The sequence below is a fragment of the Janthinobacterium silvisoli genome (genome assembly GCF_014200725.1).
Lineage (GTDB): Bacteria > Pseudomonadota > Gammaproteobacteria > Burkholderiales > Burkholderiaceae_D > Janthinobacterium.
Genome location: NZ_JACHCL010000001.1, coordinates 1,221,903 through 1,234,523 on the forward strand (window position 1 = coordinate 1,221,903; position 12,621 = coordinate 1,234,523).

General features: G+C 60.1%; 11 protein-coding genes. 1 reads left to right on the forward strand and 10 read right to left on the reverse strand.

The features are described from left to right. Positions 1-63: 63 nt before the first annotated feature. The 10 genes from trpA to leuC all read right to left on the reverse strand — a co-directional run bounded on the left by trpA (position 64) and on the right by leuC (position 11,111). On the reverse strand, positions 64-861 hold the full coding sequence (gene trpA, locus HDE75_RS05500; protein ID WP_183675864.1) for a tryptophan synthase subunit alpha: 798 nt from the start codon (positions 859-861) through the stop codon (positions 64-66). Between the two features lie 71 nt (positions 862-932). Beyond that, positions 933-2,183 (reverse strand): tryptophan synthase subunit beta, encoded by a 1,251-nt coding sequence (trpB, locus tag HDE75_RS05505; protein WP_183675863.1) that lies wholly within the window; start codon positions 2,181-2,183, stop codon positions 933-935. Beyond that, positions 2,176-2,859: a phosphoribosylanthranilate isomerase gene (locus HDE75_RS05510; RefSeq protein ID WP_183675862.1), complete on the reverse strand. Its 684-nt coding sequence runs from the start codon at positions 2,857-2,859 to the stop codon at positions 2,176-2,178. Before HDE75_RS05510 ends, trpB begins: the two co-directional genes overlap by 8 nt. 14 nt (positions 2,860-2,873) lie before the next feature. Then, the gene (truA, locus tag HDE75_RS05515) at positions 2,874-3,704 is read right to left on the reverse strand and encodes a tRNA pseudouridine(38-40) synthase TruA (protein WP_183675861.1); all 831 of its coding nucleotides are present in this window, start codon (positions 3,702-3,704) and stop codon (positions 2,874-2,876) included. 144 nt (positions 3,705-3,848) lie between these two features. Further along, the gene (locus tag HDE75_RS05520) at positions 3,849-6,326 is read right to left on the reverse strand and encodes a motility hub landmark protein FimV (RefSeq protein WP_311735071.1); all 2,478 of its coding nucleotides are present in this window, start codon (positions 6,324-6,326) and stop codon (positions 3,849-3,851) included. Positions 6,327-6,559: 233 nt separating this feature from the next. Next, positions 6,560-7,687: an aspartate-semialdehyde dehydrogenase gene (gene asd, locus HDE75_RS05525; protein WP_183675859.1), complete on the reverse strand. Its 1,128-nt coding sequence runs from the start codon at positions 7,685-7,687 to the stop codon at positions 6,560-6,562. 45 nt (positions 7,688-7,732) lie between these two features. Then, complete coding sequence (gene leuB, locus HDE75_RS05530; protein WP_183675858.1) at positions 7,733-8,803, reverse strand: 3-isopropylmalate dehydrogenase; 1,071 nt, start codon at positions 8,801-8,803, stop codon at positions 7,733-7,735. Positions 8,804-8,815: 12 nt separating this feature from the next. After that, a complete protein-coding gene (leuD, locus tag HDE75_RS05535; protein ID WP_183675857.1) occupies positions 8,816-9,463 on the reverse strand; it encodes a 3-isopropylmalate dehydratase small subunit in 648 nt (215 codons plus the stop codon). 49 nt (positions 9,464-9,512) lie between these two features. Beyond that, positions 9,513-9,635 carry an entericidin A/B family lipoprotein gene (locus HDE75_RS05540; RefSeq protein ID WP_183675856.1) on the reverse strand — a complete coding sequence of 41 codons (123 nt, stop codon included), beginning with the start codon at positions 9,633-9,635 and terminating at the stop codon, positions 9,513-9,515. Between the two features lie 72 nt (positions 9,636-9,707). After that, positions 9,708-11,111, reverse strand: a complete 1,404-nt coding sequence (gene leuC, locus HDE75_RS05545; RefSeq protein WP_183675855.1) for a 3-isopropylmalate dehydratase large subunit — start codon at positions 11,109-11,111, stop codon at positions 9,708-9,710. Positions 11,112-11,475: 364 nt separating this feature from the next. On the opposite strand from leuC, the gene HDE75_RS05550 reads away from it, so the two are divergent. Continuing rightward, positions 11,476-12,606, forward strand: coding sequence for a S41 family peptidase (locus HDE75_RS05550; RefSeq protein ID WP_183675854.1), 1,131 nt, complete (start codon positions 11,476-11,478; stop codon positions 12,604-12,606). Positions 12,607-12,621 lie beyond the last annotated feature (15 nt).

Here is a 12,621-nt window from a genome sequence, read left to right on the forward strand (position 1 = left end):
GCCGTTTATCGCCGGGCTGTCGAACTTTGCCGCCGCACAGGAGTGCCTAAAACACAAGATTACTCAGGCGTCCAGAGCTGCGCGTATGCCTGCCGTAAAGCTGCGCACGGCATCCACCGCGCCGCCTGCCGGGGCATTTTCGATTTCCTGGATGATGCGGCTGCCGATCACGACTGCATCGGCCACCTTGGCGACGGCCTGGGCAGTCGCCGCATCGCGGATGCCGAAACCGACGCCGATAGGTAATTTTACATGCTGGCGGATCGCCGCGAGACGTTCGGCTACCTGTTCTGTATCAATGTTACCGGCGCCTGTCACGCCTTTCAGCGACACGTAATAGCTGAAGCCGCCACCGACCTTGGCGACCTGCTGTATCCGTTCCTCGGTCGAGGTGGGCGCCAGCAGGAAGATCAGGTCCAGACCCGCCTCGCGCATGGCGCTGGCAAATTGCTCGCATTCTTCGGGCGGATAATCGACCACGATGGCGCCATCGGCGCCTGCTGCTTGCGCTGCGGAAATAAAAGCAGCGCTGCCGATGCGTTCGATCGGGTTGGCATAACCCATCAGCACGACGGGCGTAGTTTGATTGCTCAGGCGGAACTGGCGCACATACTCAAATACATCGTGGATCCCGATATTGAACTTCAGGGCGCGCTCGCAGGCGCGCTGGATCACCGGGCCTTCGGCCATCGGGTCGGAAAACGGCACACCCAGTTCCAGCACGTCGGCGCCGCCCTCGACCAAGGCGTGCATCAGCGGCACGGTGGCCTCGGGACCAGGGTCGCCGGCAGTAATAAACGTGACCAGGCCGGTCTTGTTATGGGATTTTAAATTGGCAAAGGTGGTGGCGATACGGGACATAGGATTCTTTCTATTCTGTGGAAAACTGGGGTCAGACCCGCCGGGTCTGACCCCGGCAGTTAACAGCTCGATTAGCTGAAATTGAGTCCCATCCGTTCCGCCACGGTGTGCATGTCCTTGTCGCCACGGCCCGACAGGTTGGCCAGTACGATCTGGTCTTTTGGCAAGGTGGCCGCCAGCTTGGCCGCGTACGCCAGCGCATGCGACGATTCGAGCGCCGGGATGATGCCTTCGATATGGCAACAGTCGTGGAAAGCCTGCAGCGCTTCTTCGTCCGTGATCGACACATATTGGGCGCGGCCCGAATCTTTCAGCCACGCATGTTCCGGACCCACGCCAGGATAGTCGAGGCCAGCCGAGACGGAATGCGTCTCGATGATCTGGCCATTGTCGTCCTGCAGCAGATAGGTGCGGTTGCCGTGCAGCACGCCCGGATAACCGGCCGTCAGCGAAGCCGAATGCTTGCCCGTGTCCAATCCCTCGCCGGCCGCTTCCACGCCGATCAGTTTCACGTCTTTCTGGTCGATATACGGGTAAAAAATACCCATGGCGTTGGAACCGCCACCGATGCAGGCCAGCACATAATCAGGCTGGCGGCCTGTCATTTCCGGCATTTGCACCAGGCATTCTTCGCCGATCACTGACTGGAAATCGCGCACCATCATCGGGTACGGATGCGGTCCTGCCACCGTGCCGATGATGTAAAAGGTGTTTTCAATATTCGTGACCCAGTCGCGCATGGCTTCATTGAGCGCATCCTTGAGGGTCTTGGAACCGGACTCGACCGGCACGACGGTGGCGCCCAGCAATTTCATGCGGTACACGTTTTGCGCCTGGCGCTTGACGTCTTCGCTGCCCATGTAGACCACGCATTCCAGGCCGAAGCGGGCGCAGATGGTGGCAGTGGCGACGCCATGCTGGCCGGCGCCCGTTTCGGCAATGATGCGCGGCTTGCCCATGCGCTTGGCCAGCAAGGCCTGGCCTATCACGTTATTGATCTTGTGCGCGCCCGTGTGGTTCAAGTCTTCGCGCTTGAAGTAGATTTGCGCGCCACCGGCTTGCTCGGACCAGCGCTTGGCGTGGTAGATCGGCGAGGGGCGGCCGACGAAGTGCTTCAGCTCGTAGCGAAATTCTTCCAGGAATTCCGGGTCGGCGCTGTAGCGGGCATACGCCTCTTTCAGTTCAGCCAACGCGTGCGTAAGCGTTTCGGCAACGAAAGAGCCGCCATACGGGCCGAAATGGCCGCGTACGTCGGGGAAAGGGTAATCGGCGGCGTGAAACAATGCAGCGGCGGCGCCACTGTCTTTGATTTGGTCAGTCATGGGGTAATCCTCTGGCAATGATGGCATCGGCATCCTGTACCGCGCGGATAAAATCGCGGACTTTGGATGCGTCCTTGATGCCCTTGGACGCTTCGACACCACTGCTGATGTCGACCGCGTAAGGGCGCACGCGCACCACTGCGTCAGTCGCGTTTTGTACGCTCAAGCCACCACTTAAAACGACCCGAGGCGCGAGCTCTTTTGGGATGAGGGACCAATCAAATACCTTTCCTGCACCGCCGTAGGCATCCACATAAGTATCCAGCAAAAGGCTGGCAAACAAGGGACTGGCGGCGCGATAGCGCTGCTCATATTCTAGCAAATCTTCACCACTGGTGTCAGGTTTGACGCGAAACACCTGCGTATAAGGCCGATTCACGGTCGCCGCCAGCGTGGCGCTGTGTTCCGGCGTTTCGTCGCCATGAAACTGTAGCAGCGACAAGGGGGCCACGGCCAAGGTCGCTTTCACTTCTTCCACGCTGGCGTTGACGAACAGGCCCACCGTGCTGACATACGGCGGAATGACGGCGATCAGGCTGGCTGCCTGTTCCGGCGTGACGTAGCGCGGACTCTTCGGATAAAACACGAAGCCGATAGCGTCGGCGCCGGCCGCGACGACGGCGGCGATATCGTCAAAGCGGGTCAGGCCGCAAATCTTGATGCGTGTGCGTGGCATGGGTATTTCTTTCCTTAGAACCAGGGCAAGGCGCTGCTGCTATCCTGCGGCAAACCCCATTTCGGGTCGTAATCGATCTTCGCCAGGTACAGGCCGTCCGGCATGAAGGTGGGCGCGGCGGCGTGGCGATCTTTGCTTTCCAGCAAATATCCCATCCATTCCGGCTCTTCGCGTCCGCTGCCGATATACACCAGCGAACCGACCAGGTTGCGCACCATATGGTGCAAGAAGGCGTTGGCAGTGATGGTAAAGATGATCAGTTCACCACGGCGCTCGATACGGATATCGTGCATCAGCTTGATTGGCGACTTGGCCTGGCACTGGGCAGCGCGAAAGGCCGTGAAGTCGTGCCAGCCCAGCAAGGGCTGCACGGCTTGCTGCATGCGCTCCACATCGAGCGGGCGGAAAAAGAAACCGGCGCGCCCCGCCACCAGCGGCGAGCGCGTGGGGTTGTTGTACAGCACATAGTGATAAGTGCGGGCACGGGCGCTGAAGCGGGCGTGGAAGAAGTCATTGACCGTCGGGTCGCCAACAAGTTCCTTGGCCCAGCGCACGGCGATGGACGGTGGCAGGAAGGCATTGACGCCGCGCACCCAGGAATGGATGTCGCGCGTCAATTCTGTATCGAAATGCACGACTTGCTCAAGCGCATGCACGCCCGTATCCGTGCGGCCAGCACAGGTGGTGGCCAGGCGCACGCGGGCAAATTGTTCCAGGGCGTTTTCCAGCTGGTCTTGCACCGTCTGGCCACCGTCCTGCTTTTGGTAGCCATGCCAGGCCAGGCCGTCATACTGCAGACCCAAGGCGATGCGCTTCAATGGCGTTGCGGAAGTAATGTTTTGCATCGGCGCATTATACCGGTGCTGCGTCGCCTTGCATCCTCGCGACTAAGCGCCTGAGACGGCGTTCAGGGCAAGGCGCACGGTCGAAGACATTACGAATAGTACGGCGAGACCGTGCAACGCAGCCATGGATGTCGTATCAGGCGCTTAGCTAAGCAATGCTTTCATGGTGTTGGCCTTGGCGACCTGTTCGGCGCTGCCACCCTTGATCACTTCATCGATCAATTCACGCGCGCCTTCCTTGTCGCCGATTTCCTGATAAGCAATCGCCAGGTCCAGCTTGGTATCCATTTCCATATGAATAGCCGACAGCGGATCTTCCACGCCGGGGCCGGCAGTCTTGCCATCGTTCAAGTCCAGGTCGATGCCGGACAAGTCAAACTCTTGCGCTGCTGGCAAGGTTTCAGCCGGTGACGGCGACGCTGGCTCAGGCGGCACGACCGGTGCGGCCGAAGCTGCTGCCGGCGCGGCATCGAAACCGGCCAGGTCTACATCTTTCAAAGGATCAGGCAGCGGCGTCAAGCCTGGGCCTGCGCCATTGACGGGGCCGGCAGGCGGCTCCAGGTCCAGACCAAAATCCATGCTGGCGTCAAATTCCGCATCCTTCGCCGCTTGCGTGGCGGAAACTTCAGGCGCATCGGGTACGGGAATGGCGGCAGGGCCAGGCATCACGATAGGATCGCTGGTCGAGACGGGCTCGAAATCGAGGCTGTCGAGATCAAAATCCAGATGATGCGGATCGGCAGGCGCAGATACTGGCGCTGGAGGCACTTCGGGCTGTTCATCGGGCAAATCCATGCTGCTGCCGACCAAGGCATCGCTAGCCCCTGGGCCCTTGCTCAAGCTCACCACTGCATCGACATCGGCGTTGCGGTACAAAGGATTGTGCGGGTCAAGCGCCAAACCCATGGCGGCCGCTTGCGGCCATTCTTCGCCTTGCCCTTGGGTCTGGCTGTACAGTTCGCTGGCCTGTGCTTCGAAAGCCGCCGCATCATTGCGGGCCGAATAGATTTCCAGCAGTTTCAAACGGGCTGCATGGCGATCCGGATGGGTCCGCAAGGCTTCCTTGAGGATTTCTTCCGCCTGGCCATCGCGGCCATACGCGATGTAGACATCGGCTTCGGCCACCGGGTCGACTTCGTTGCCATCGAGGGCAGTCGCGCCCGCCACGGCAGCCGCGCCTGCTACCGCTGCAGCGGCACCGGCGCCAAACAAATGATTGCTCGCTTCCGAATGCTGCTGTTCCGGCGCCAGGCTGTGTTCTGCCACCGGCGCCGATGCTGATTCTGCGGCTGGTGACGTTTCCGGCTCAAACGTGGGTGGTACGTCGTCGCGTGGCGGTTCGGCATCTTTCCGGCGGCGCGCGACCACCAGCGCGGTAGCAGCGGCCAGCAAGGCTGCCACGGCAATGCCGATGGCGCCCGCATGGTCACCGAACTTGTCGGCCAGCGTAGGCTCCAGCGGGGAAACCTGTTTCACCAGCGGCACCGGCTTGGCTTTCGGCACTGGCGGCTGGGCCGCTGCGCTGGCGTCCGCGCCGGCCACGGCAGGTACGGATGCAACTGGCTCGGCCGGCTTGGCCGGTGCTGGCGCGCTCTTGTCGGCCATGGCCTTGTTTTTGACGGCCATCAGCTTTTCCAGGTCGCTGACGTTCTTTTCCAATTCTTTCACACGCGAGGCCGCTTCTTCCACCTGTTTGGCCTTGGCGATCTTGTCTTCATCGCTGGCGACTGCGCTCTTGCCGGCAGCTTTCGCCGCCGATTCCGCCTTCGACAGCTTCAGCTTGTCTTGCGCTTCGCTGACAGCGGTTGGTTTTTCTTCGACCTTGGTGGTGCTGATCTTGCCGGCCGTGCTTTGTCCTGGCTGCGCAGACTTGGCAGGCTTGCTTTGCGCGACCTGCCCTGCCAGCTTGTTACGATACGCTTCGAAATCGATGGCGTGCGCCGTCACCACGCTCTTCGCTTCGGCAGCATTGGTGGCGCGAATAGCGTCCGCACCGGGCACAGCCAGGATGCGGCCAGCCTGCATGCGGTTCATGTTTTCGCCCTTGAAGGCGTCGGGATTGGCGCGGTACAGGGCGACCAGCATCATGTCGAGCGAGACGCCGGACGGCTTCAATTGACTGGCGATGCGGCTCAGCGTGTCGCCCGGCTTGACGCGGTAATCGGCGGCTTTTTTGGCAGCGTCCGCTGCGGGCGCAGCTGCAGCAGCAGGAGCAGCAGCCGGCTTGCCCTTGCCAGGCGCGGCCACTTGCGGGCCACGCGTCTGGCGCGCTTCCGGCGTATCGAGCACGAAGGCATATTCGCGTACCTGGCGGCCATTCTTGCCGCTCAGCTCCAGCAGCAGGTCGACCATCGGTTCAGTGACGGGTTGAGCCGAGCTGATGCGGACAAACGGTTTGCCGTTGCGGCTTTCCACGGCAAAACTCAAAGCGCTCAAGGCCGGATTGAATTCCACGTTGGCCTGCTTGTAAGCATCAGGCGGCGCCAGCTTGGCCAGCAAGCCCGACAATTCGTCACCCTTGACGGAGGTCAAGTCGATCTCGGCGCGCAGAGGCTGGCCGGCAGCCGACAGGACGGTGATTTTGCCCAGCTCGGCCGCGGACGCCGCCGTAGACAATAACACTGCGCATGCGACCGCGCTACTGAGTGTTTTGAGAGCAAGGGAGGCGACCCGGGGACGAGTGTGTGCAGGCATAGTTGGAATAATCTTAGTTGACGTGGGAAAACAGTTACTTTTCCAGAGCTATCAACATATCATCATGCCCAGAGCTATGCAAGCTCCGCATGGTTGAGTCTTGAGGGGCTAGGGACGAAAAAAAAACCGGGAAAACATTCCCGGCTTCACTTCGTCGCTACTTACGCATCTAAAAGAATTCGCAGCATGCGGCGCAATGGCTCAGCCGCGCCCCACAGCAACTGGTCGCCCACGGTGAACGCGGACAGGTATTCGCCGCCCATGCTCATCTTGCGCACACGGCCTACCGGGATCGTCAGGCTGCCCGTGACGGCCGCTGGCGACAGGTCGCGTACAGACGCTTCGCGCGTGTTCGGCACGAATTTTACCCATTGATTGTTGCTCGCGATGATGTCGTTGATTTCATCGAGCGGCACGTCTTTCTTCAGCTTGATGGTCAATGCCTGCGAGTGGCAGCGCATGGCGCCGATACGCACGCACAGGCCATCGACCGGGATTTCTTTCGTACCAAAATCGATGCCGCGGCCCAGGATCTTGTTGGTTTCCGCGCCGGCTTTCCATTCTTCCTTGGATTGGCCATTGCCCAGGTCCTTGTCGATCCACGGTATCAGATTGCCAGCCAGCGGCGCGCCGAACTGCTTGATTTCGTCTGGCGAGTAGCCGTGCTGGGTGGCCAGCACCTGGCGGTCGATTTCCAGGATGGCCGAGGCCGGGTTTTCCAGCAGCGCCTTGACGGAGCTGTTGATGGTGCCAAACTGCGTCAGCAACTCGCGCATATGCTGCGCGCCGCCGCCCGATGCCGCCTGGTAAGTCATCGAGGTCATCCAGTCGATCAGATCATGCTGGAACAGGCCGCCCAGGCCCATCATCATGCACGAGACGGTGCAGTTGCCGCCAATATAGTTTTTGACGCCCTTGCCCAGCGCATCCTTGATCACGTGCAGGTTGACCGGATCGAGCACGATGACGGCGTCTTTTTCCATGCGCAAGGTCGAGGCCGCATCGATCCAGTAGCCGTCCCAGCCCGCTGCGCGCAGCTGCGGGAAAACGGCACTGGTGTAGTCGCCGCCCTGGCATGAAATAATGATGTCGCACTTGGACAGTTCGGCGATGCTGTTCGCATCTTTCAGGATGGTTTCATTCTTCGCCATGGCCGGCGCTGCGCCGCCCGTGTTCGAAGTGGTGAAAAACACCGGTTCGATGTGGGCGAAATCGCCCTCTTCCTGCATGCGCTGCATCAGGACCGAACCGACCATACCGCGCCAACCTACCAAGCCAACTAATTTCATTACCATTCCTCAAGATGAGACGGCCACTGCCGTCATTGAATTATTTTATCCCAATGCTTTCACAACCGCATCGCCCATGGCCTCGGTACCGACCAAAGTCGTACCCGCTTCGTGGATATCGGCCGTGCGCAAGCCTTGCGCCAGCACTTTTTTCACCGCTGTCTCGATGCGGTCTGCCTGCTCTGCGCGATTGAGTGAATAGCGCAACATCATGGCCGCCGACAAGATCGTCGCCAGCGGATTGGCAATGCCCTTGCCCGCGATATCGGGCGCCGAACCATGCGATGGCTCATACAAGCCCTTGTTGTTGGCGTCCAGCGAAGCCGATGGCAGCATGCCGATCGAACCGGTCAGCATGGCCGCCGCGTCCGACAGGATGTCGCCGAACATATTGCCCGTCACCATGACGTCGAATTTCTTCGGCGCCCGTACCAGTTGCATCGCGGCATTGTCGACATACATATGATCGAGTGCGACATCCGGATATTCCTTGTGCACATCGATAACGATGTCTTTCCAGAACTGGAAGGTTTCCAGCACATTGGCCTTGTCCACGCTGGTCAGGCGCTTGTCGCGCTTTTGCGCCGCCTGGAAAGCCACGTGGGCGATGCGGCGGATTTCGCCTTCCGCATAGCGCATGGTGTCAAAACCTTCGCGCTGGCCCTTGAACGGACCGTCCGGGCACTCGCGCACGCCGCGTGGCTGGCCGAAATAAATGTCGCCCGTCAATTCGCGGATGATCAGGATATCCAGGCCAGACACCACTTCCGGTTTCAAAGTGGAAGCACCGGCCAGTTCCGGATACAGGATCGCCGGACGCAGGTTGGCGAACAGGCCCAGGTTCTTGCGCAAGCCCAAAATGGCTTGCTCCGGGCGGAACTGGCGCTCCAGGTTGTCGTACTGATAATCACCTACCGCGCCAAACAGCACGGCGTCGGCTGCCTTGGCCAGGGCCAAAGTCGCTTCCGGCAAAGGGTGGCCATGGGCCGCATAACCGGCGCCGCCGACCGGTGCGCTTTCCAGTTCGAACGATTCGCCGAGCACATTCAAGACCTTGACGGCTTGGGCGACGATTTCAGGACCAATCCCGTCGCCGGGCAAAATTGCAATTTTCATGGATTTAATCTTTTAGATAACGTTGGCCAGCCACGGTTGGCTATGCAAATGGCGCTCTTCAAAGGCGCGGATATCGTCGGCGTGACGCAGGGTCAGGCCGATATCGTCGAGTCCATTCATCAGGCAATATTTGCGGAAAGCATCGATCTGGAATGGATACGACACGGAACCATTGCTGGTCGCCACGCACTGCTGTTCCAGGTCCACCACCAGTTTGTAGCCAGGGAAAGCTTTCACCTCATTGAACAGATAGTCGACTTGTGCTTCCGACAGCACGATCGGCAGCAAGCCATTCTTGTAGCAATTATTGAAGAAAATATCGGCGAACGACGGCGCAATGATGGCGCGGAAACCATATTGATCGAGCGCCCACGGCGCATGTTCGCGCGAGGAACCGCAACCGAAGTTCTTGCGCGTCAGCAAGATCGAGGCGCCCTGGTAACGCTGTTCGTTCAACACGAAGTCCGGGTTCAGCGGACGGCGGCTATTGTCCTGGCCCGGTTCGCCGTGGTCCAGATAGCGCCATTCGTCGAACAGATTGGGGCCGAAACCGCTACGGTGGATCGATTTCAGGAATTGCTTTGGAATGATGGCGTCGGTATCGACGTTGGCGCGGTCCAGCGGGGCCACCAGGCCTTCGTAAATCGTAAATTTATCCATGCTATTTCTACTCGGTAAGACGGCGGCGCAGCGCGCCCGCCGTCACGGTTTATTTTCCGCCGGCGCCGGTGACGACCTGGCCGACTTTCTGCACATCGCGGCCGAAACCGGAAACGGTGTTGCAGCCGGTCAAGATGATGGCGGCGATGGTGAGGGCGAAGAGTTTTTTCATGATGTGTACGTTTTAGAAATAAAATGAGGGGCTGAAACCGCTAGTGTAATCGAGCAGCGTCCAGCCCTGCATTCATCGCAGTGCCCGCACATCCACAAAGTGGCCTGCAATACCTGCCGCGGCCGCCATGGCAGGCGACACAAGGTGAGTGCGGCCGCCCTGCCCTTGCCGGCCTTCGAAGTTGCGGTTCGAGGTCGACGCGCAGCGTTCGCCCGGCTCCAGCCGGTCGGCATTCATCGCCAGGCACATGGAACAGCCCGGTTCGCGCCATTCGAAACCGGCATCCTTGAAGATGCGGTCCAGGCCTTCGCGTTCAGCCTGGTCCTTGACCAGGCCGGAACCGGGCACCACCAGCGCCAGGGTCACGTTCGAGGCGCGGTATTTGCCACGCACCACGGCGGCGGCCGCGCGCAAGTCTTCGATACGCGAATTGGTGCAGGAACCGATAAACACCTTGTCGATGCGGATGTCGGAAATCGGCGTATTCGGTTTCAAGGCCATGTAGACCAGCGCCTTTTCAATCGCGTCGCGGCGCACGGCGTCTTTTTCCTGGTCGGGATCAGGCACGCGGCCATTGACGCCGGTCACCATTTCGGGCGAAGTGCCCCAGGTCACCTGCGGCACGATCTCGGCGGCATTCAAGGTCACCACCAGGTCGAAACGGGCGCCCGGGTCCGAATGCAGGGTGCGCCAGTAAGTCACGGCGCGCTCCCAGTGCGGACCGGCTGGCGAAAATGGACGGCCCTTGACGTAATTGATGGTGGTGTCGTCAACGCCGATGATGCCGGCGCGCGCGCCCGCTTCGATCGCCATGTTACAGACCGTCATGCGGCCTTCCATCGACAGCGAGCGGATGGTCGAACCGCCGAACTCGATACAGTAGCCGGTGCCGCCGGCCGTGCCGATCTTGCCGATGATGGCCAGCACGACGTCTTTCGCCGTCACGCCAGCAGGCAGCGCGCCATCGACCTGCACCAGCATGGATTTGGATTTCTTTTGCAACAGGGTTTGCGTGGCCAGCACATGTTCCACTTCGGACGTGCCGATACCATGCGCCAAGGCGCCGAATGCGCCATGGGTGGACGTATGCGAATCGCCGCACACCACGGTCATGCCGGGCAAGGTCGCGCCCTGCTCGGGGCCGATCACGTGCACGATGCCCTGGCGCTTGTCGTTCATGTTGAAGTACGTCAAACCATAATTCTTGGCATTCTTGTCCAGGGTTTCTACCTGCAATCGCGAAACCGGATCTGCGATGCCATCGGTACGGCTGGTGGTCGGCACGTTATGGTCGGCCACGGCCAGGTTGGCGGACAAACGCCACGGCTGGCGGTTCGCTGCGCGTAGGCCGTCGAAAGCTTGCGGGCTGGTGACTTCGTGCAGCAAGTGCCGGTCGATGTACAGGATTGTCGTGCCATCATCGTCGGCCCGCACAACGTGGGATTCCCAAAGTTTGTCGTAAAGCGTCTTCATCATGATTTATGCAGCGTTGCCACAGCCTGTGTAAGTAAGCACTAATGCGTAAGCGCTAATAAGTAATCAGTCATACAGATCCAAAGGATCGGCAATGATTATGCCATATTTTGCGCAATACAGAACCGAAACAGGCAAAACCGTAGGATTGGCGATACAAAGTTCGGAGGGTGCAATTGATATGAGCTAAAAATTGCTGAAATATCCCTTTTACTGGCATGGCCGATGCATCAGCTGCCCTGCGCCCGAAGGAATGTCTGCGGAGCAAGAAATTATGTGTTCTTCATTCCTCTTTCGTGTATCGTGTTTCGACAAAAACAATAGCGCGCGCATTCGCTCGCGCTACACATACAGTCGGGGATGATTGATGAAATCGAGCTTTTTCGCGCTGGCCGCCCTGATGGCAGCCGGCGGCCAGGCGGCAGCCGCCACGCCCGGAGAAATCTGCGTGCAAGACTTGCGCGCCATTCCGTCCTTCCTGCTGGAAAACGACACGGGTGCACGCCAGCACCTGGCGCAAAAAGGCCAGGCTTATTTTGACCTGGCGCTGGCCACGGCCACCACGGCGGCGGCTGGCGCAGCGGACAGCAAAGCCTGCGATGCCATCCTGGAAAACTATGTGGGCATGTGGCGCAAGGGCCATTTGCATGTCAAGCCGGGCAGCGCGCAAGACGTCGCCAAGCCCTCCCCGGCCCAGCCCGCCGTTGCGGGTCAAGCCGCGCCGTCCAAGGAACCGTCCTTGCAAGTATTGTCAGAGACAACTTTATTATTGACACTGCCCAGCTTCCACGGCCGCTACCGCACCGCCATGGCCACCCTGCTCGACACGCACCAGACCACGCTGGCCTCGCATTCGAACTGGATCCTGGATGTGCGCAGCAATGGCGGCGGCAGCGACGCCACGTATGCACCCCTGCTGCAATGGATCAGTTCGGGGGAAATGCTCAACATGGGCGCCGAATGGCTATCCACGCCAGCCAATATCGATGGACAGGAAAAGGTCTGCCCCTTGCTGGCCCCGGGCGACCAGAACTGCGCCGCCTTTTCCGTCCAGGCCGTGGCGCAGATGCGTACCGTCAAGCCGGGCGACTATGCGCCACAGAACGATGGTGGCGTGATCAGCTATACACGCTTGAGCCCGCCAGAGTTACACCAGCCTGCACGCGTGGCCGTATTGATCGATAAGGCGTGCGCCAGTTCCTGCGAAGAATTCCTGCTGGCGGCACGGCAAAGTTTCCATGTCAAACTGGTCGGCCGCAACAGTTATGGCGCGCTCGATTATTCCAACCTGCGCCTGCACGCCCTGCCTTCGGGAGTGCGCCAGTTGCAATACGCCACCTCGCGCTCGGCCCGCCTGCCCACCCTGCAAGTGGACCTGGGCGGCATCATGCCGGATATCTACTTGCCGCCGCCCAAGGATGACGCGGCCCGCGCGCAGGAAATCGTGCGCGTGCAACGCTGGCTGGAAGGTGGCAGCCTACGGCCAGCCGGTATTTGATTCGGCAATAAAAAA

Excerpts from the sequence above, each read along its gene's own strand:
- leuC (WP_183675855.1), bottom strand. The coding sequence starts at position 11,111 with ATGATGAAGACGCTTTACGACAAACTTTGGGAATCCCACGTTGTGCGG.
- truA (WP_183675861.1), bottom strand. The coding sequence starts at position 3,704 with ATGCAAAACATTACTTCCGCAACGCCATTGAAGCGCATCGCCTTGGGT.
- HDE75_RS05550 (WP_183675854.1), top strand. The coding sequence starts at position 11,476 with ATGAAATCGAGCTTTTTCGCGCTGGCCGCCCTGATGGCAGCCGGCGGC.
- HDE75_RS05540 (WP_183675856.1), bottom strand. The coding sequence starts at position 9,635 with ATGAAAAAACTCTTCGCCCTCACCATCGCCGCCATCATCTTGACCGGC.
- leuB (WP_183675858.1), bottom strand. The coding sequence starts at position 8,803 with ATGAAAATTGCAATTTTGCCCGGCGACGGGATTGGTCCTGAAATCGTC.
- asd (WP_183675859.1), bottom strand. The coding sequence starts at position 7,687 with ATGAAATTAGTTGGCTTGGTAGGTTGGCGCGGTATGGTCGGTTCGGTC.
- leuD (WP_183675857.1), bottom strand. The coding sequence starts at position 9,463 with ATGGATAAATTTACGATTTACGAAGGCCTGGTGGCCCCGCTGGACCGC.
- HDE75_RS05510 (WP_183675862.1), bottom strand. The coding sequence starts at position 2,859 with ATGCCACGCACACGCATCAAGATTTGCGGCCTGACCCGCTTTGACGAT.
- trpA (WP_183675864.1), bottom strand. The coding sequence starts at position 861 with ATGTCCCGTATCGCCACCACCTTTGCCAATTTAAAATCCCATAACAAG.
- trpB (WP_183675863.1), bottom strand. The coding sequence starts at position 2,183 with ATGACTGACCAAATCAAAGACAGTGGCGCCGCCGCTGCATTGTTTCAC.